23 protein-coding genes are annotated in these 18,432 nt (G+C 59.6%); 14 read left to right on the top strand and 9 right to left on the bottom strand.

Going from position 1 to position 18,432, the window contains the following annotated elements; translation table 11 throughout:
- Positions 1 to 36 precede the first annotated feature (36 nt).
- Positions 37 to 1,467 carry a sugar transferase gene (locus WDJ60_RS01325; RefSeq protein WP_340097938.1) on the top strand — a complete coding sequence of 477 codons (1,431 nt, stop codon included), beginning with the start codon at positions 37 to 39 and terminating at the stop codon, positions 1,465 to 1,467.
- A gap of 23 nt (positions 1,468 to 1,490) precedes the next feature.
- Here the strand turns inward: WDJ60_RS01325 and aglM are convergent, their stop codons facing one another.
- The 3 genes from aglM to WDJ60_RS01340 form a co-directional block, all read right to left on the bottom strand.
- Entirely contained in the window at positions 1,491 to 2,780 is a 1,290-nt protein-coding gene (gene aglM / locus WDJ60_RS01330; RefSeq protein ID WP_340097939.1) for a UDP-glucose 6-dehydrogenase AglM, read from the bottom strand.
- 79 nt (positions 2,781 to 2,859) lie between these two features.
- Positions 2,860 to 3,303, bottom strand: a complete 444-nt coding sequence (locus tag WDJ60_RS01335; RefSeq protein WP_340097941.1) for a toxin-antitoxin system TumE family protein — start codon at positions 3,301 to 3,303, stop codon at positions 2,860 to 2,862.
- A 3-nt stretch (positions 3,304 to 3,306) separates the two neighbouring features.
- Entirely contained in the window at positions 3,307 to 3,828 is a 522-nt protein-coding gene (locus WDJ60_RS01340; protein ID WP_340097942.1) for a winged helix-turn-helix domain-containing protein, read from the bottom strand.
- A 213-nt stretch (positions 3,829 to 4,041) separates the two neighbouring features.
- Here WDJ60_RS01340 and WDJ60_RS01345 point away from each other — a divergent pair, with 213 nt between their 5' ends.
- The 6 genes from WDJ60_RS01345 to aglF all read left to right on the top strand — a co-directional run bounded on the left by WDJ60_RS01345 (position 4,042) and on the right by aglF (position 7,425).
- Positions 4,042 to 4,593, top strand: a complete 552-nt coding sequence (locus WDJ60_RS01345) for a DUF7342 family protein (protein WP_340097943.1) — start codon at positions 4,042 to 4,044, stop codon at positions 4,591 to 4,593.
- Positions 4,594 to 4,611: 18 nt separating this feature from the next.
- On the top strand, positions 4,612 to 5,100 hold the full coding sequence (locus WDJ60_RS01350; RefSeq protein ID WP_417750421.1) for a hypothetical protein: 489 nt from the start codon (positions 4,612 to 4,614) through the stop codon (positions 5,098 to 5,100).
- Positions 5,101 to 5,207: 107 nt separating this feature from the next.
- Positions 5,208 to 5,930: a profilin-fold protein gene (locus WDJ60_RS01355; RefSeq protein ID WP_340097945.1), complete on the top strand. Its 723-nt coding sequence runs from the start codon at positions 5,208 to 5,210 to the stop codon at positions 5,928 to 5,930.
- A 74-nt stretch (positions 5,931 to 6,004) separates the two neighbouring features.
- Entirely contained in the window at positions 6,005 to 6,241 is a 237-nt protein-coding gene (locus tag WDJ60_RS01360) for a hypothetical protein (RefSeq protein WP_340097946.1), read from the top strand.
- The gene (locus WDJ60_RS01365; RefSeq protein ID WP_340097947.1) at positions 6,238 to 6,591 is read left to right on the top strand and encodes a type II toxin-antitoxin system PemK/MazF family toxin; all 354 of its coding nucleotides are present in this window, start codon (positions 6,238 to 6,240) and stop codon (positions 6,589 to 6,591) included. The genes WDJ60_RS01360 and WDJ60_RS01365 overlap by 4 nt, the downstream gene beginning before the upstream one ends.
- Before the next feature lie 72 nt (positions 6,592 to 6,663).
- Entirely contained in the window at positions 6,664 to 7,425 is a 762-nt protein-coding gene (aglF, locus tag WDJ60_RS01370) for a UTP--glucose-1-phosphate uridylyltransferase AglF (RefSeq protein WP_340097948.1), read from the top strand.
- Positions 7,426 to 7,447: 22 nt separating this feature from the next.
- On the opposite strand, the gene WDJ60_RS01375 is transcribed toward aglF, so the two are convergent.
- Positions 7,448 to 8,824, bottom strand: coding sequence for an ATP-binding protein (locus tag WDJ60_RS01375; RefSeq protein WP_340097949.1), 1,377 nt, complete (start codon positions 8,822 to 8,824; stop codon positions 7,448 to 7,450).
- 109 nt (positions 8,825 to 8,933) lie between these two features.
- Here WDJ60_RS01375 and WDJ60_RS01380 point away from each other — a divergent pair, with 109 nt between their 5' ends.
- Positions 8,934 to 9,920, top strand: coding sequence for an SDR family oxidoreductase (locus WDJ60_RS01380; RefSeq protein WP_340097950.1), 987 nt, complete (start codon positions 8,934 to 8,936; stop codon positions 9,918 to 9,920).
- 15 nt (positions 9,921 to 9,935) lie between these two features.
- On the opposite strand, the gene WDJ60_RS01385 is transcribed toward WDJ60_RS01380, so the two are convergent.
- Positions 9,936 to 10,409, bottom strand: a complete 474-nt coding sequence (locus tag WDJ60_RS01385) for a DUF8154 family protein (protein ID WP_340097951.1) — start codon at positions 10,407 to 10,409, stop codon at positions 9,936 to 9,938.
- Between WDJ60_RS01385 and WDJ60_RS01390 the strand changes: the two genes are divergently transcribed.
- The 6 genes from WDJ60_RS01390 (at position 10,314) to WDJ60_RS01415 (ending at position 14,223) form a co-directional block, all read left to right on the top strand.
- Positions 10,314 to 10,634 carry a PIN domain-containing protein gene (locus tag WDJ60_RS01390; protein WP_465269236.1) on the top strand — a complete coding sequence of 107 codons (321 nt, stop codon included), beginning with the start codon at positions 10,314 to 10,316 and terminating at the stop codon, positions 10,632 to 10,634. The two genes, WDJ60_RS01385 and WDJ60_RS01390, sit on opposite strands and share 96 nt — an antisense overlap.
- A 222-nt stretch (positions 10,635 to 10,856) precedes the next feature.
- Entirely contained in the window at positions 10,857 to 11,486 is a 630-nt protein-coding gene (locus tag WDJ60_RS01395) for a hypothetical protein (protein ID WP_340097954.1), read from the top strand.
- Between the two features lie 333 nt (positions 11,487 to 11,819).
- Positions 11,820 to 12,644: an SWIM zinc finger family protein gene (locus tag WDJ60_RS01400; RefSeq protein ID WP_340097955.1), complete on the top strand. Its 825-nt coding sequence runs from the start codon at positions 11,820 to 11,822 to the stop codon at positions 12,642 to 12,644.
- Positions 12,645 to 12,691: 47 nt separating this feature from the next.
- A complete protein-coding gene (locus tag WDJ60_RS01405) occupies positions 12,692 to 13,048 on the top strand; it encodes a MarR family transcriptional regulator (protein WP_340097956.1) in 357 nt (118 codons plus the stop codon).
- A 6-nt stretch (positions 13,049 to 13,054) separates the two neighbouring features.
- Entirely contained in the window at positions 13,055 to 13,387 is a 333-nt protein-coding gene (locus WDJ60_RS01410) for a type II toxin-antitoxin system PemK/MazF family toxin (protein ID WP_340097957.1), read from the top strand.
- On the top strand, positions 13,384 to 14,223 hold the full coding sequence (locus WDJ60_RS01415; RefSeq protein ID WP_340097958.1) for an RNA ligase family protein: 840 nt from the start codon (positions 13,384 to 13,386) through the stop codon (positions 14,221 to 14,223). The genes WDJ60_RS01410 and WDJ60_RS01415 overlap by 4 nt, the downstream gene beginning before the upstream one ends.
- 7 nt (positions 14,224 to 14,230) lie before the next feature.
- Here the strand turns inward: WDJ60_RS01415 and glmS are convergent, their stop codons facing one another.
- The 4 genes from glmS to WDJ60_RS01435 form a co-directional block, all read right to left on the bottom strand.
- Entirely contained in the window at positions 14,231 to 16,024 is a 1,794-nt protein-coding gene (gene glmS, locus WDJ60_RS01420) for a glutamine--fructose-6-phosphate transaminase (isomerizing) (RefSeq protein ID WP_340097959.1), read from the bottom strand.
- Complete coding sequence (glmU, locus tag WDJ60_RS01425) at positions 16,024 to 17,217, bottom strand: bifunctional sugar-1-phosphate nucleotidylyltransferase/acetyltransferase (RefSeq protein WP_340097960.1); 1,194 nt, start codon at positions 17,215 to 17,217, stop codon at positions 16,024 to 16,026. The genes glmS and glmU overlap by 1 nt, the downstream gene beginning before the upstream one ends.
- Before the next feature lie 72 nt (positions 17,218 to 17,289).
- Positions 17,290 to 17,733 (bottom strand): toxin-antitoxin system TumE family protein, encoded by a 444-nt coding sequence (locus WDJ60_RS01430; RefSeq protein ID WP_340097961.1) that lies wholly within the window; start codon positions 17,731 to 17,733, stop codon positions 17,290 to 17,292.
- A complete protein-coding gene (locus WDJ60_RS01435) occupies positions 17,730 to 18,305 on the bottom strand; it encodes a DUF7342 family protein (RefSeq protein ID WP_340097962.1) in 576 nt (191 codons plus the stop codon). The genes WDJ60_RS01430 and WDJ60_RS01435 overlap by 4 nt, the downstream gene beginning before the upstream one ends.
- Between the last annotated feature and the right edge of the window lie 127 nt (positions 18,306 to 18,432).

Raw genomic sequence — 18,432 nt, forward strand, 5'->3', positions numbered from 1 at the left:
AGGCCTTATATCATCTGTCGATAACTAACCGAGTGAATGGCATCGGGATGGCGGTACCGCGTCGCGAGCGTCTGCGGCACTGCCGTCCTGACTGCGGTGGCCGTCACGGTGATCAACTACCCGGGCATTCAGAACGCCTTCGCCCTGGTTCCGTACTTCGGTCGGCCGGCTCCCACCGTCCTCTCGAACGGTACGCTCGTCTGGACGATTCTGACGACGCTGGCCGTCACGCTGGCGGCGCTGTGGCCGGTGTTCAAACCGCGCCCGCGGCGGATTCTCGACACGATTTTGCTCACGCAGAAGCGTCTGATCTTGTCGATGATCGGCCTCGCAGCACTTGGGTATTTCAACTACTCCTATCGGCTGCCGCGGGCGACGCTCATGCTGACGACCGCGTTCTTGCTGGTTGTCCTCCCGATCTACACGGTGGCAATCCGACGTCGGCCGCAGGCGACGAGCCGAGGAGTCATCGTCGGCGACGACCCAGAGGCGATGGCTGACATTCTCTCGGCGACCAATATTCCGATTCTGGGCTACGTCTCGCCGCCCTCTTCGTTCGCTGTGGGGGCTGAACCACCGGCCGAGCGAGTGGAGATGTCCGACGGCGGGACGGTCGAATCGCGACTCGACACACTCCAGAGTCTCGGCGGACTCTCGCGACTCGACGAGGTGTTCGTGAAACACGACATCGACACGGCACTGCTCGCCTTCGCCGAAACCGACCGCGCGGAGTTTTTCGGCACGCTCGACGCGTGTGCCGAACACGGTGTGACGGCGATGGTCCACCGCGACCACGCCGAGGACGTTCTCACCGCCGGTGTCGGGGGCGGTGACCTCGTCGAAGTGGACCTGGAGCCGTGGGACTGGCAGAACTACGTCGTCAAACGGACGTTCGACGTGGCGTTTGCCGGCCTGGGATTGCTGATACTCTCGCCGGTGATTGCTGTGCTTGCCGCTGCAATCAAACTGGACAGTCCAGGTCCGGTGCTGTACAGTCAGGACCGAACTGCCGAGTTCGGGGAGACGTTCACCGTCTTCAAATTCCGCAGTATGATTCCCGACGCGGAGGCAAAGTCGGGGGCGAAACTCTCTGAGGAGGACAAGGGCGAACGCGACCCGCGAGTGACTCGCGTCGGCCGGTTCATCCGGCGGACGCACCTCGACGAGATTCCGCAACTGTGGTCGATTCTCGTCGGTGACATGAGCGTCGTCGGTCCCAGACCCGAGCGGCCTGAACTGGACGTGGACATGGAGCGCGGGGCCGACGAGTGGCGGAGTCGCTGGTTCGTCAAACCCGGCCTCACTGGACTGGCACAGATTAACGACGCGACCGGCCACGATCCACAGGAGAAACTCCGCTACGACGTGGAGTACATCCGACGCCAGTCGTTCTGGTTCGACCTGAAAATCGTCGTGCGACAAATCTGGCAGGTACTTGGGGACTTTGTTGTGACCCTCCGCGACTAGTCACGGTCACGCCGTCGCAGCCGTTACCACGTCAGCCCTTCGTAGGTAATCCCATCGCGGCGTTCGATGACGTGCCGGCCGTCGACGACGACTGGTTCCGTCATCGCATTGAACTCGCTATCGAGTGTGGCAAACTCATCCCAGTCGGTGACGACGACTGCACCGTGTGCGTCCGTGAGCGCGTCAGCAGCACTGTCGGCGTACGCAACGTCTGGAAACCGCTCGCGCATTTCGTCGACTGCAACGGGGTCGTACGCGACCACGCTTGCACCACGCTCTTGTAATCCCTCGATGACTGGGATTGCCCGCGAGTTCCGGATGTCGTCGGTGCCGGGTTTGAACGAGAGACCGAGGACGGCGACGCGCTCACCGGAGACGTCGACGTGCGTATCGAGGAGGCCGAGGAGTCGCTGAGGCTGAATCTCGTTGATGTCGAGCGTCGCTTCGAGCATCTCTGGCGTATAGTCGGCAGCGTGTGCTGCAGAGACGATTGCAGACACGTCCTTTGGAAAACAACTGCCTCCGAAGCCAACCCCACTCCGGAGGAACTTCGCGCCGATACGGTCGTCGAGGCCGATGGCGTCGGCCACCTCGTAGGCGTCGACGTCGTACTCCTTGCAGATGTTCCCGATGTCGTTGATGAGGCTCACTTTCGCCGCGAGGAAGGCGTTGTTGGCGTACTTTATCATCTCGGCCTCGCGGCGACCTGTCTCGACGACTGGCACGTCGTTGTCCACGACGGGGTCGTACACGTCGCGAAGGCGCTCGAATGCCCGGTCGCTGGTCGCCCCGAAGACGAGTTTATCGGGATTCTGGAAGTCCGCGACAGCAGTTCCCTCGCGGAGGAATTCGGGATTCGAGGCAACGTCGAAGTCTTCGCCCTCGACACCACCGGATGCGTCTGCGATAATGGGCGCGAGTACGTCCTCGTTGGTGCCCGGGATGACGGTGCTTTTGACGACGATGAGGTGGTAGTCGTCTTTTTCGGCCAGCGTCTCCCCCACCGAGCGCGCGCCTGCTTTCATCGCTGCGAGGTCGATACTGCCGTCGTCGTTGCTCGGCGTCGGCAGCGCGAGGAAGGTCACGTCGGTGTCGAGGATTGCGTCGTAATCGGTCGTCGCCTGGAGTGTGTCGCCGCCGTGTTCGGCGACGAGTTCGTCGAGTCCGGGTTCGTGAATCGGTGCCTCGCCGTCGTTGAGCGACTGTACCACGTCTTCGTCGATGTCGACGTTGACGACGTCGTGACCGCTGTCGGCGAGACAGGCTGCGACCGTCGTGCCGACGTAGCCGCTGCCGACGATGCTCACGTTCATTGGAACCGGGTACTCCTGCATGGGACTTGAGGATTCGGTCTCCGTGCGTACACCGTTTCTCGATTCACGGGGCGATAATTCACGGCGGATTTGATGCTGCATTGAGCTTCGATGGGTCGTCCTGGCTCAGCGCTGTCCGCCAGCATTTCAGTACCGCCCGTGTGACCAGTTCCAGTGGTTCGACCTCGATGCAAGAGGGGACACGGGAGGTTGCATCTGGCGGTTCGTGGAAGTGCTTCGACGGTGCGTTGGGTTCAGGATGGCGGTCGAAGCGAAATTCGATGCCGTCGTCTTCGGTGTAATGGAAGTGGTAGCAGTTCTTTTCGCTCCAGACGATGTCGAAACGTCCCTTGGGACTGGACCCAAAGCCAGCCTCGACAGTCACGCTCAGTTCGGGCCGTGGGTCGAGTCGGCCGTCGAGACTGTGATGGTCGACCAGCGGCTCAGTAGCGAGGAAGATATCACGTATCGCTTCGAGTGCCTCGTAATCGATTGGCCCCGTATCGCCCAGTAAGCCAGCCATTTATCAGACGACAACCCGCTGGGCATCGTAGAAGCTGAGTGCGGCCTTCGCCAGGTAGAGGTTTTTCTGGGCAGTTTGCCACGTCGTGTGGTCGTCCCAGCCCTCGGTATCGTCTGGCTCCAACTCTTGGGCGAGTTCCGTCGGCGACTCCACATCGTATTTGTCTCTGAGTGTGTTGACCGTGTCTTTGAGGTCTTGCAATTGTGCGACGAGGTCAGCCTCGTCGTACTGGTTCTGGAGTTCGACAACCTGCCTGTAAATGTACATCTGGTCGTTGCGCTTGTAGAGCATTCCTCGTCCCGTCTCTTGGGTTTCCACGAGGCCGATATCGGCGAGATCAGCGAGGGTATCGCGGACGACAGGCTCGCTCGCTCGCGCACGCTCTGCGATGGCAACTGCTGACGTTGGTTCGTGAATACGCTGGACGACCGTTCGAATGCGTTCTCTCGTAGTGGTGTCCTGCTTCCACTCCTCGACGACCGCCTCGTTCACGTCATCGTACTCCGGTGGTGGTTCAGCTTCCATTGTTGACTTTTGTTGTGGTGGTTGGTCCGGACGGTAGCGATGCTGACGCCCAGATACCGCGGTCCAAATAATATATGTTGTGCTACCCCAATATATCTTTTGTAAGGGTAGCACAACCTGTGCAGTCGGCTCCGCAATTATTTCTTGATTAATTGAGAATACACAAACATATATGCGAACTCGGGACAAAAGATGACGATAGAGGTGAACAGTATGTCCGAGTCCTCGCGGGACGGCATCGAGACGTGGGCCGAGACGATGAGCGCACGCGAGCGCATCCGCTCGGTCGCCGAAACGATTCGTGAGCCTCGCTCGATCAACTGGATTAGCGAACAGGCAAATGCAGCGTGGAGCACGACGAACGAGGAACTCCAGGACCTCGTCGCTCAAGGTCAACTCCGACGGGTCGAAGCCGGTGAGACGACGCTCTATCAGCCAGATTATACTCGTCTGCTCTTCGACGAAATCCGGACGCTCATCGAGGCGAATACGCGTGAGGAGCTTCGAAACGAACTAGCGGCGATTACCGACGAAATCGAGGAGTGGCAGGAGACATACGAGGTCGCGACGTGGGAAGAACTCGAACAGACGCTTGCCGACGGTGATCTTTCGAGTGCTGATATTCGTGAACGACGCGACGTAATCGCATTCTGGCGCGAGAACGAGGAAGACCGCAAACTCATCAAACACGCGCTGGAACTGTACTCCGATGTTGAATCGGCACGCGAGCATATGACGGACGCGGCCGACCGCGCCCCAAGTTAATCTGTCTTTCAGCCACTCATGATCTTTCTTGCTGGTCGTGACCGCTACACCCAACGGACACTCCTTAGAGACGTTCACGACAGATTGATAAATCAAGCCGGCTGTGAAGACGTGCGCTATCGACCGTCTCGTCGACGGCCTCGATACGTGATTGCAGATGTCGATTCGCCGGCATACTTGGCCAACTCTTTTCCTGTCGAGCGGGCGCGATTGGAGGTGCGCTTCTGGTATCCGGCTGGTGTGGACAACGAATACTATCGGATCAACTGGATCGAACCGGACCGGAATCTCATGCTTGGATTTCATCAGGATGCCGACCATCCAGACCTTGGACCCTGTCACATTCAGCTCGATTACAAGGATGTACCAGTCGACCGGTATGAGGCTGAATTTTTCGATGCACACCCACTCTCCGTGCTTGAGGATCGACTCAAACAATTGCCGTCAGCGTTAGATTCGATTCGCTGGGAGGACGAGCAGCCATCGCTCCCTGCGTGGCCAGTATAAATCCACACTGTTGATACCCGTGACTGACTATCCAATATGCATGTACGGGTGCTCGAGTTGCTGATGACGAAGATTGATAGTGCAATACGCGTCTCACTGGGACTGTCATGACCGACTGGCCACCGGCAGACCCGACAGACGCGACCGCGATTGCAGACGAGCGCGACAAATGGGTCGCTGCCGTTCGCGACCACGCCGGCCAGATTGCCTACCAGCTCGCCCGATTGGAAGGTGGCGACTACGGCCAGCGGGCTGTCGAGACCGACCGCGGCGAGTGGACGGTCAAGTACGAGGCTGGCGACCTGGAGTATCTCCGCTTCGACCCGTCCCGAGGTGACGCAGTGTACGTTGTCTCTACGAAACAACCACCCGAGCCAGGCCCGCTGGCCGAGGCACTCGCCGATTACGACGCATTCGTCGCCGGATTCAATGACTACGTCGACTCGCTGGATGGGCTCTACGACGATATTCCAACGTCGTTTCCGGATGTCGCCCCGACCGACGGTATCGTCGCCGAACGCGACCGTATTCTCGGTGAAGTTCGAGAGGTCTGTGACCGCATCGCTGCCGAACTCCACCGCTACGAGGGTGGCGATTACGGGTCGTACGCGACGCGTGTCGCCGACGACCGCTGGGAACTGAAGTGGGAGGCCGACCGTGCGTCGTACCTTCGCGTGGGTGGCTCGAACGGACTCTATCTCCTCTCGCAGTACCAGCCACCTGCAGCGGCCGACATCCGCGAGTACGCGCCACAGTTCCGAGAGTTTGTTGGTGCGTACAACGACCACGTCGCGGAACTGGAAGCGGACCTCGAACCGATTGAGCTCTGAGAGAAGACGGAATGTCGTGGTCCCAGGACAGCACCTAAGTAACATCTATTCTCCTGTGGGTAATAGTGGGTAATATGAAGATCGACGCAGATGAACTCCAGACCAACGAAACCGACGACAGAGGCCGTATCTATCTCGGTACGGAGTATGCGAACAAGCGCGTCACCATTGCAGTTGTTGACGTCGAGAACGATCGCCCAGATGAGGATGAATTGGCAGCGGCCTACCGCGACGCGTCAGAGAGTGCTACAACGCTTGCTGAGGAGTGGGACGGGGCATCTGACGAAGCGTGGAACGACCTCGATGAATGAGTGATCTCCCGACAATCCAGCGCGGCGATGTCGTAATCGTTCGCCTCGACCCTGCGGAAGGACACGAAATAAAAAAGACCCGCCCAGCGGTGGTCGTACAGAACGATGTTGGAAACAAGAACTCCAGTACGACCATCGTCGCGCCTGCGACAGGGACCTACCGAGGATACCCATTCGAAGTATTGATTGAGGCGTCTAGTTCGCCATTCGAGAAAGACTCGTCGATTCGCCTTGATCAAATCCGTACTGTCTCTATCAACGAGCGGATCCACTCGGTTGCGGGGTGCCTCGATAAGGCAACCATGGTCGAAGTAGACGATGCATTGAAATTGAGTCTTGGGCTAGAGTGAGGCAGCCTCAACTGAACCGATTGTCGCTTATTCTCCAAGCGTTTTTATCGGATGACCGACGATTGGTGTGATATGCAAGCAGTTGTTCTCGCTGCCGGTGAAGGTACTCGGCTGCGCCCGCTGACCGAAGACAAGCCAAAGGGGATGGTCGAGGTGGCCGATAAACCCATCCTGACTCACTGTTTCGAGCAACTGGTGGAGTTGGGTGCCGACGAACTCTACGCCGTCGTCGGCTACAAGAAAGAGACTATCATCGAGTACTACGGCGACGAGTTCGATGGAGTGCCGATTACCTACGCCCACCAGCGCGAGCAAAGTGGTCTCGCCCACGCGCTGTTGACCGTCGAAGAGCACATCGACGACGATTTCATGTTGATGCTCGGGGACAATATCTTCCAGACGAATCTCCAGGACGTGCTCAACCGCCAGCGTGAAGACCGTGCGGACGCGGCATTTCTCGTCGAGGAGGTTCCCTGGGAGGAGGCGAGTCGCTACGGTGTCTGTGACACCAACAAGTACGGCGAGATTACGAACGTCGTCGAGAAACCCGAGGACCCGCCGTCGAATCTCGTGATGACCGGCTTCTACACGTTTACGCCTGCTATCTTCCACGCCTGTCACCTCGTTCAACCCTCGAATCGTGGGGAGTACGAGATCAGCGACGCTATCGATCTCTTGCTTCATTCGGGACGGACCATCGACGCCATTCGCATGGATGGATGGCGTATCGACGTGGGCTATCCCGAAGACCGGGACCGTGCCGAGGAGCTGTTGGAGGGTGGTGTCGAAGAGATAGACGGCGATACGCCCGAAGCTGACGCGTCTGCCGAGTGAGGTTAGTTTACGTTCAATTCGATTATCGCTCTCTGAACAGGCTTATAACGTCATCGACGGTCCACAGTGAGAGATCATTTCGTTCGGCTGCAAGTGCCCGTAGTTTGTCACTGAAGCCACTCTTTGCGAACAGCACGTAGGAAACAGAGCGGTCTGAGCTCCGCCATCGGACCTCGGGTTCGACTCGTTCAAGCTCCGAGAGCAATCCTGTACCGACGTTGTCGCTTGTCCACTTGTACTCGCCGAGCAACAATGTCTCTGTCTGTTCGTTGATGCCAGCGATATCGACTTCCATATCGTCGTACCACCAGCGTCCGACGCGCGAACACTCGACCGGAAACGCGGGCGTTCGCACTGCTTGTCGGCACACGTCTTCGAACGTCCAGCTCACGTGTGTTGGGAACGTGTCCGCGATTGTTTCACGTACGGGCGTGGTGTGGCCCTGTTCGAGCGTCGCCCGATTCGGTGAGACGTATCGAAACCAGAAGCGGAGATACTGGTCGGTCAAGCGGTAAACGCCTCGTCCGTCTGGATCTGTGACGGGCGTCTCTTTCTCGATAATTGCGAGCCGTTCGAGATTCGTGAGGTATCTGGAGAGGCTGCTCGCCTGTTTGTCGATTTCGTTTGCAATTTCCGTTACACGGCTCGCCCCGCTTGCGATCGCTTCAAGAATCGCCATGTACGTTGCAGGCTCGCGGAGTTCTTGTCGAAGGAGAAACTCCGGTTCCTCGTACAGGAATGCGCCCTTCGAAAGGACGTGTTGCTCAACGTTTGTCAGTAGGTTCGCTTTGGGATCTAACTGCTCGAGATAGGCAGGGATACCCCCGACGACACTGTACATCTGGACCATCGCTTCCGGGTCGTACTCGGGAAAGAACGCTGCTGCCTGCCCGAGTGTCATCGGCTCGAGCCGCCACTGGCCGGTCCGGCGCCCATAAAGGGGACTTTCGTAGCTCAGGACGCCTTCCTCCATCATCGAAATGGACGAGCCAAGCAAGACGAGCGAGATTTCTGTTTCGTCGAGGATTTCGTCGACGACTGTCTGGAAGACGGATGTAACCGTCTCGTCTGCCTCGACGAGATACGAGAATTCGTCGATGGCGACGACGAACGGTTCGTCGACGCGCCCAGTGAGGTATCTGAATGCATCTGGAAAGTCGTCAACTGCGGGTGGAACGTCATCGAGCGTTGTTGCACAGCGCTCGGCGAACTGGCGTGCGTTTGTCTCGGTGCCGCGTTGGTTACACAAGTAGTAGACAGATGGTATCTCCACGCGGTCGAGAACGTCTGTCACAAGTGTGGTCTTTCCCACCCGGCGTCGGCCGTACACGACGAGCAGCTGTTGGCCATCGTTGAGGCGTGACTGGAGCCACTCACGCTCGGTGTCCCGGTCGATCATTCTGCACACGATAATATTATCGCGTGCATACTTAACGTTTGGTGAACTCGTTGGACCGCGGACAGCGAACGCGGGAGACTTTTTACCGACCCGTGACTCGGGATATCCAATGCGAATACTCGTCACTGGCGGCGCGGGCTTTATCGGCGGTCACCTCGCCGAGCGATTCATCCGCGATGGCCACGACGTCGTCGTCCTCGATAACTTCGACCCGTTCTACGACATCCGAATCAAAGACCACACTGTCGAGGTGTGTCGGGATGCAGCTGACGCTGGCGATGGCTCATATCGGCTTGTCGAGGGTGACGTTCGAGACGCTGAGCTCGTCGAGAAACTGGTCGGTGATGTGGAGTACGTCTACCACCAGGCCGCACAGGCTGGCGTGCGCCCGAGCGTGCAGAATCCGCGCAAGTACGACGAGGTCAACGTCGACGGTACGCTGAACCTGCTGGATGCCGCCCGTGACAGCGGTATCGAGCGGTTTGTCATGGCCTCTTCGTCGTCGGTGTATGGCAAACCCGAGTATCTGCCCTACGACGAGGTGCATCCGACGACGCCGGTCAGTCCCTACGGTGCCTCGAAACTCGCCGCTGAGCGGTACGCGTGTTCGTACAGTGAAGTGTATGATATGTCGGTCGTGGCGTTGCGCTACTTCACAGTGTACGGCCCGCGCATGCGTCCGAACATGGCCATCTCGAATTTTGTCTCGCGGTGTCTCAACGGCGAGTCGCCGGTGGTCTATGGCGATGGCACGCAGACGCGGGATTTCACGTTTATCGAGGATGTCGTTGAGGCCAACGTGACGTTGCTTTCGGAGAACGGGGCTGATGGAGAAGCGCTCAACATCGGGAGTACGGACAATATCGAGATTCTGACGCTGGCCGAGGAGATTCGTGACCAGATTGCGCCCGACTTGGAGTTGGAGTTTGCCGAGCGCCACGACGCCGACGCTGAACATACCCACGCGGATAGCTCGAAAGCTGGGGGGTTGCTTGGGTATGAGCCCACGCGGACGATTCGGGAGGGTGTCGAGGAGTTCATCGAGTGGTACCGGGCGAATCGGGAGTGGTACGAGCCGCTCGTACGGTCGTCGTAGGGGATAGACAAACGATCAGTCACACAGGCAATTGCGTGTCCTCGTTTCGGCGACGATTTTCTGATGCAGCGTGGTGGCGAGTTGCTTGATCGTTCGGGCACGATACTCTCCTGCAACGCCAGTCCGATAATACGACTCGGAGCGGTTTTCGAGCCACAACTCTTCAAGCCGATCTGCGATATCCTGTGAGAACAGTCCTGCCCGAACGCCGACTTTGTAGACTTCAGTGTGGCGTTGCCCGGGAACGTGGTAGTTTTTCTCCTCGACGTAAAACTGGATGGAACGCTCGATTGCCACAAACGATGCTTCGATGATAACCGTGAGATGGCCGTTCCGTTCCAAAAGAAAGCTCGCCGTATCGAGTGGAGCGGCGACGCCGATCGGTTCGATGTCGTGTCGGTCGAGATTCCCCCGCTGCTGTCGCGGTCGCAACAAAATAGCAATCTCAGTCCCGCTGACGTCGCCGTTCTCGCCTGCGCCGACGCGCACGATGGGGTGGCCGTGATGGACGAGACGTATGGGCGTGACGTCGCCGCGACCGAAGGTATCACAACCCAGGGTACGACGTATCTCGTCCTGCGACTCGCAAAGGACGGTCCGATCAGCGTCGAAGAAGCACGGACCGCGATCGATGCGATGATCGACGAGGGGTGGTATTGTGCGCCGGATGTCTATGCGAAGATCGTTCAGAAAATCGAGTCACTCTCCGACTAATTCACTGCTTCGAAGAGGTCTATGCAACGGTTGGTGAGAACAGGTGCGACGAGACTGGTTTCGTAAAACTGCTCACCGATTGCGACAGCATCTCATTCAGGGCGTACCCATCTGTGTAAGATTCTAGACTGACTTTGAGTATCTACTCTCTATCCTAGCGGTTTCGTCTTCCATCCTCCGTTTCGGGACACTCATTAGGATGCCCCCTCATCTCCCACGTACATGAGCGATCGGTCGGTCACCGAAACGTCTGTTGTCGTCGCTGTCTGGAACACGCTCCGTTCGGCAGCGTGGACCGACAACTCGCGGATCTGGACCCACTTCCAACCGCTCGCTACGCTTCTGAAGCGAGCAGCACAGTCGTCGGGACTGGCAGCCCTCGGTGCACACCTTTCCAACTGGACACGACACTCCTTCCTGTACCGCTGGCTAACGGCCAAACCCGACCCGGCGGTCATCGTCATCGACCTGCGAAAGACCTACACCGTCGGCCCGCTCCTCGCACTTTTCGACCGTCTCGTCACGCCACTTACCAGCGCGTGGCAGACTGCCTGCACGCATTCGCTCACCGAGACCACCCACGAACCCCTCCAGAACCATCCGATTCGAACGGTCTCGATCGTCACACTCACTGTACTTCTGACAGAACTCACCGTGTCGCTCACGACCAACACACTCACACCAACGGGCGTGGGTGTGCGTCTCCTTGGTCTCGCCCTCGCTGCGCTCGGCACGCGTATCCGCGTCTCCTGGGCGCAGTGTACCGAATCGGCGACCTATCGGTATCTCGTTGCAGTTCTCGAACCACCGGAACCGCCAGCGTCTGAGGAGTCAGACAACAGCGCACGCTGATAAAGCACCTCTGCCGTAGTATTCTTACCATAGGATACTGTATAATCATACTCTGAAGTATGATACTCCAAAGTAAAATCTATCAAATCCGCTGATTAAACTCTCGAGAATGATCAAACAACTACTATGGGTTCTACACTTTCTGTCTAGTTCGCTATCGCCCGCAAGCAGGCGTACGAAGACGAACAGTATCCGTTCGACTCACTGCAGAACCGTGTCGTCAAGATGTTCGACGATGAGGACCGACTGGCTCGCTTGCGAACTGATGCCGACCTCTTGAAAGAAGACAATGAATTGCTCCAAGTGCACAGGGGCACTATTTCACAACCAACCATGGCTCTCGATAGAGCGACAATCCGGAACCTCTGTACCGATGCCGTCTTCGAGCGCGGGCAAACGTACCGCAAGGAGGGCCACATCCAGCAACTCGACCGTTTCGGCGATACCGTCACGGCCCGCGTGCAGGGCACCGAGCTATACGAGACGAGCCTCCACTTCGACAGCGACGAGTTCGACCCGCACTGCACCTGCCCGTACAGCAGCCCTGGCGAGTGTAAACACGTCGTCGCGGTATTGCTCGCCGTTGCCGACGAGATGCCCGACGACGAGAACGAGCACATTGAGGAATTACTGACAGATATCTCGACTGAGGATCTCCGCGCGTTCGTCCGCGAGGAACTCATCCGCGACCCGGAGATGCGCGAGCGCTTTCTCGCAGAGTTTAGCGACAAACCAAGAGTGTCGCCCGAGGAGTACCGGCAGGAAGTTGACCGTCTCTTCGACCAGCACACCAAGGAGTACCCCGTCGTGACTGGTGCCATCGACTTCTCTCAGCTCATCGATCTCGCCGAGCGCTATCGTGAGAACGACAAGTACGAACAGGCGGCCGCAGTCTATCGCGGACTCTCCGAAGGTATCGCCGAGAACATGAACCTCGTTGATGGTGCCTATGACCACTACGCACAGACGTTCCAGTCTGCACTCGATGCCTACGTCGATTGCGTCACCGAGGCCGATTTACCGGTGAGCCGTTCAAGGACCACGTCGATTATCTCGACGAACGAACCGACGAAGCGGTCGATTATTTGTCGCAGCAGTACGAGACTGCACGCGACGAACTCGAAGCCAAGCAGTGACGGGTGCGAACAACGCTTTTGACGATCAAAGACAAATCCTGACATACGCGGACTAGAACGGAGAAATATATGCCAATACACATCGATTCAGACGACGACAGCACGCCCATAGTCGAGCCAGATACGAATGCTCACAAACTACTGAAGGTTCTCTTCGACCATCCAGACATGGGTTTTGCTCCCAGAGAACTGGCAGAGCTGACCGATGTCCCCCATTCGAGTGTGCACAAAACGCTCTCACGACTGCAAGAGCGGGGGCTCGTTCGGAAAGTCGATTCGTATTGGGCCATTGCTGACGACGTTGCTGGCTCACGCGTGGGAAATCTCGTGAGTCTGGCTGCCATCGAGGAGGAGTACGGTGACGATGCCTATGGGGACGACGATGACTGGGTCGAAGACGCTCCTGACCTCGGCGAAAACGCGTAAGAACGGATGGCATACGCACAGGGAAGCGTCATCATCGCGCCACCGACGTTCAAATCGGGGTGCCGCCCGTATCTCGTCGTCTCGAATGCGAACCGGCCGTTCTTCGGCGACCGGTACACTGTCGCTGTCATCACATCCACTGAACGAGAGGCCGCTGTTCCACTCACAGAAGAGATACTCGTCGAGGGCGAACTGAAGACGTATCCCAGCTACGTCAGCCCGTGGTCGATGCATGTCTTTCCTGACCAGGAAATCACGAAACGCGTCGCGCAGGTTGACGAACAAACCAGGACGAGCGTCGCCGGGACGATTCGCGAATTCACCCGGGTGCTCGAATGAAGACGTTCCCGTCCATTCCACGCGTCGCCAATGCACCAGATGACCTCTTCGAGGAGGGCCATCTCTGGGTTCTGGAGAAAGTCGACGGCGCGAATTTCCGATTCCAGCTCCAGGAGTCAGGTCTCCTCCACTTTGGCGACTGGAACACTGTCTACGACGACCCAACTGCTGTCCCCGAGCCGTATCAACACGCTGTGCGGCACGTCCAGACTACTCTCGACCGCGGTGCACTCCGTGGTGCCGTCGATAGCGTGGCGGATGTCGTCTTCTTCGGCGAGGCGATGCACCGCCACACCATCGACTACGACTGGGACCGAACGCCCTCATTTCTGGGATTCGACGTCTGGTCGGACAATACTGGCGGATTCCTCGACCCCGGTGTTGCTGCACAGGTTTTCGAACGGTTGAACCTCCGACCAGTCAACGCTATCGAGCGGGAACTGCCTGCCCGGGATTTCGACCCCGATCGATTCGAGATACCCAGGTCGGCGTGGTACGACGGGCCGGCGGAGGGCGTCGTCATCCGAAACAAGCGCGACCAGCGCGCGAAGCTCTTGCACCCAGAGTTCCAGGAGGCCGACGAGAGCGTTCCCGTCAACGCCTCAGCGACAGATCTCGCCGCGAAGTTCGCCACCGACCACCGCTTCGAAAAGAGTGCAGCCAAACTCGAAGACAACGAGATACCCGTCACGTTCGAGACGCTCTACGACCGTGTTCTAGAGGACATCATCCGTGAAGAGCACAAACAACTCTACCACGGCACCTCGACCGTCGAAATGGATATCTTCCGGTCCGAAGTCGCTGCACTGACACGGAAGTTTGTCGACGAAAAATAGCAGTCTGCTACTCCACAGTCACACTCTTGGCCAGATTACGCGGCTTGTCGATGGACCGCCCCAGCCGATTCGCAACGTGATAGGACACCAGCTGTAGTTGGACGTTCGCCAAGACGCTCGCTGCACGCGGGTGCGTCTCTGGCACCTCTAGCACCTGGTCGGCGTACCGCTCGACGTCTGACGCACCGTCGGTCACAGCCACGACGGGCGCGTCGCGCGCTTCCACCTCCTTGACGTTCCCGATGGTCTTCCGGGCGGACTCCCCGTCACCGGTCACAATCGCGAACACCGGCGTATCCGCAGTTACCAGCGCCAGCGGGCCGTGTTTCAACTCCCCGGCAGCGAACCCTTCAGCGTGCTTGTAGCTAATCTCTTTCATCTTCAGCGCCCCCTCCAGTGCGACCGGGTAGTGATACCCCCGGCCGATGAAGAAGTACGCCGACGAATCCTCGTAAGTCTCGGCGACGGCAGCAGCATTGGAGTCGTCCAGCAACGCCTGCACGTCACCGGGCAGGTCACGCAACGCGGGAACGATGTCGCGTGCGTTACCACCGGCCATCCCCAACACGAGCAGGTTCAGCGCGGCCAGCTGGGAGGCGAACGTCTTCGTCGCGGCGACGCCGATTTCCGGACCGGCGCGGATGTAGAAGACGTGGTCGCACTCGCGGGCGGCGGTCGACCCCACAGTGTTGGTCACGGCCATCGTTCGCGCGCCGCGGCGGTGTGCCTCCCGCAACGCCGAGAGCGTATCGGCCGTCTCGCCGCTCTGGGTCACCCCAATCACGAGCGAGTCGCCGATTGGCGGGGGTGAACTCGCGTACTCGCTGGCGAGAAATGCCTGAGCGGGAATGCCGGCCTGCTGGAACAACTGGGCACCGTACAGCGCGGCGTGATAGGAGGTGCCACAGGCGACGAACTGGACGCCCGGTGGCGAGAGGTCGCCGAGGTCCTCGATGTCGACTTCGCCGGCGAGTTCGTCGACGCGGCCGCGCAGACACTGCCGAAGCGCCCGCGGTTGCTCGTGAATCTCCTTGAGCATGAAGTGGTCGTACCCACTTTTGCCGGCGTCCTCGGGGTCCCAGTCGACGGTGTCGACGGTCTTCTCGACCACCTCACCGTCGCCGTCGGTGACAGTCCAGCCCTCGCGGTCCAGCTTGGCGAACTCGCCGTCGGCCAGATAGACGACGCGGTCGGTGAAATCGCGGAATGCGGGCACGTCGCTGGCGAGATAATAGGCGTCCTCATCGAGGCCAAGCACGAGCGGCGAGTCGTGGCGCGCCGCGAAGATGGTGTCCTCGCCGGCCAGCACCGCAGCAATCGCGAAGCTCCCCTCGACGCGGGAGAGCGCGTCCCGGAATGCGGCCTCGGGGTCGAGTCCCGAATCGAGTGCGTCCTCGATGAGATGGGGGACGACCTCGGTGTCGGTGTCGCTGCGGAAGGTGTGGCCGCTGGTCGAGAGTTCGTCGCGCAGCGTCTGGTAGTTCTCGATGATGCCGTTGTGGACGACGGCCACGTTGCCGGTACAGTCCTGGTGTGGATGAGCGTTCTCGTCGGTCGGCGGACCGTGCGTACTCCAGCGGGTGTGACCGACGCCGACCTCACCGTCGGGTGCGTGCGTTTCGAGTGCACCGCGCAGCTCGTCGATTTCGCCGGCACACTTCGTGATATCCACGTTCTGCCCGGTGCCGGTCAGCGCGACGCCCGCCGAATCGTAGCCCCGGTACTCCAGTTTCGAGAGGCCGTGGACGAGCGTCTCCAGCGTCTCGCCATCGCGGCCGACACAGCCGATGATACCACACATTATCGGAGCACCTCCGCGCCTTCCGGAATAGTCCCACGGACGTGTGCGCCGGTTCCGAGCGTGACGTTCGGGCCGACGAGCGTCCCGGGTTCGACGCTCACGTCGCCGCGAGCCCGGGTGCGGTCGGCGACGACGGCACCGAGGCGCTGGTCTTCGAAGACCGTCTTGTTGACGCGCACGTCGCTCGGCCCGCCCGGAATCGTCGTCGCTACGCCCAGATGGACGTCCTGGCCGATGACGGCATCACGGAGCGTCGACCCGGCGTCGACACGAGCATCGGCGTCCAACACCGTGCGCTCGGCGGTGACGTTCGGCCCAACGGTCACGTTCCGGCCGAGTGCGACGTTCGGGCCGATGACTGCACCGGGGGCGACTTCGCAGTCCGGGCCCACAACAACTGGGCCGCGCAGCGTCGCGTCCTCGTGGACGCTGGCGTTGGCGTCGACCCAGACGCTCTCGCGGCGTTCGGGTTCGCTGATGCGTCCTCGGGCGAGCACTTCCGAGGCGACCTGCAGGAGGTCCCACGGATAGGTGGCGTCGACCCAGAGCCCGCCGATGCGGACGCCACGAACGCGCTCTTCGACGACGAGGTCGCCGATAGTATCAGTGAGTGCGAGTTCGCCAGCCTCGCGTTCTGTCTTCCCGATGGCGTCGAAAATCGACGGTTCGAACGCGTAGATGCCAGCGTTGATGAGTCGGTAAGTGTCGGCGTCAGGTTTCTCGACGATTTTGGCGATATCGCGGTCGTGGAGAGTGACCGCGCCGTAGCGACTGGCGTCGGGCCGTTCGAGGACAGCGAGTGCGGCCGGCGCGGTGTCGTTTTCGAAGGCGTCTGCGACCGCTTCGACAGCGGCGGCCTCGATGATGCGGTCGCCGTTGACGACGAGATGCGGGCTGTCGACGGTCTCGCGGGCCTGGAGGAGGGCGTGACCGCTGCCCAGTTGTTTGCGCTGGACGACGTAGTCGATGGGGACCGAGCGATAGGAGGGGCCGAAGTGTTCCTGGACGCGCTCGCGGCGGTAGCCGACGACGAGGACGATACGTGCCATTCCGGCGTCGACGAGTGCGTCGAGAACGTGTTCGAGGATAGGGCGGTTCGCCGCTGGCAACATCGGCTTGGGACGGTTCCGCGTCAGGGGGCGCAGACGCGTCCCTTCACCGGCCGCCAGCACGACCGCAGTCTGAACGCTCATACGGAGTGATAGCAGGCAGACAATTTTAACGTTCTGGGACGCGCAACGTTCGCGGGGCTGCCTGTCGTCCCATTATGACCAGAATGCGCGTTGGCGCTCTTCGATTTCGCGCAACACAGTTGCCAGCACGTCTCGCCAGTCCGCTGGAAATTCCGTGTCCGAGCCGGGCGTCGGTGCGTCGGGGCCAGGGTGGACGTGTTCTCTGTCGTTGTGTGTCGACGGATGGCGGTCCCAACGGTGGTCGAAGGTCCCCTCCTGCTGGCGCTCGTGGTAGTGGATCGAAAAGTCGTTATTCTCGTACCAGACGATTTCGAGGCGGGCCTCTGCGACCGTTGGTGGGTACAGCCCCTCGTCGTAGTCGAGGACGAGGCGACTCGGCGCGTAGTCGGGGTCCGCTGTCACGTCGACAAAACGGTCGTCATTTCCTAACCGCTCTCGGATCCGGTCGAGGCGGTCGAAATCGACTGGCGCTGTGTCTCTCGAATCGTCAAGTGGGGACGCTTCGTCGCCTGTCATACCGACGACTGACTGCGGTCGGCAGTCGATCCGTCGGCAGCTGAAACGGCTCGGTCGAGCAGTTCGACGCGGCGACGAACCGTTTGCCACTCGCTGAGGCGCTCCCATGCCGCTTCGATTGGAACATCCGCCTCGTCAGCGTAGTCAGCGAGACTCACTTTCTCAGGGGAATCTCCGTCAAACTCGGCTGCAAGCTCCTGTGCACGCTCGCGCTGCTCGGCCAATCTGGTGACGATTTCTTTCGTGTCGAACTGTGCGCGAATTTCTTGACTTCGTCGCCAGGCGAGATACTCTCGATTGAGCCGGTATGTCGCAGGTTCGGTTCCTGTCTGCACGACAATACCAATGCGCTCGAACCAGTCGAGGTACTCGCGGGCAGCGTCAGTGCCGTGACCAGCGAGGTCGGCTACTCCCCTGACGGTCGCCGGTTCGTCCAACTGAAGGACGGCATCAAAAAAGTCGTCGCGTGTCCGTTCGCCACGGACAAGGTCTTCTGGTGGCCGTAACGAATCAAAATCCGGCCGCTCACCAGCGTTGCTATCGATTTTGAGGTTGTCTGCTGGTTCTTTCATGATTGTTTTTGCCGCTGCATCTGAATAATACTTTTGACTGGCGGAATATTCCGAGCACTACCCCAGACCTCGTCGAGAACTACTCGAAGCATCTCGCGGTAGTCAGCTGGCCACGTGCCATCTCTTC

The organism is Salinibaculum salinum (assembly GCF_037645885.1).
Taxonomy (GTDB): Archaea; Halobacteriota; Halobacteria; order Halobacteriales; family Haloarculaceae; genus Salinibaculum; species Salinibaculum salinum.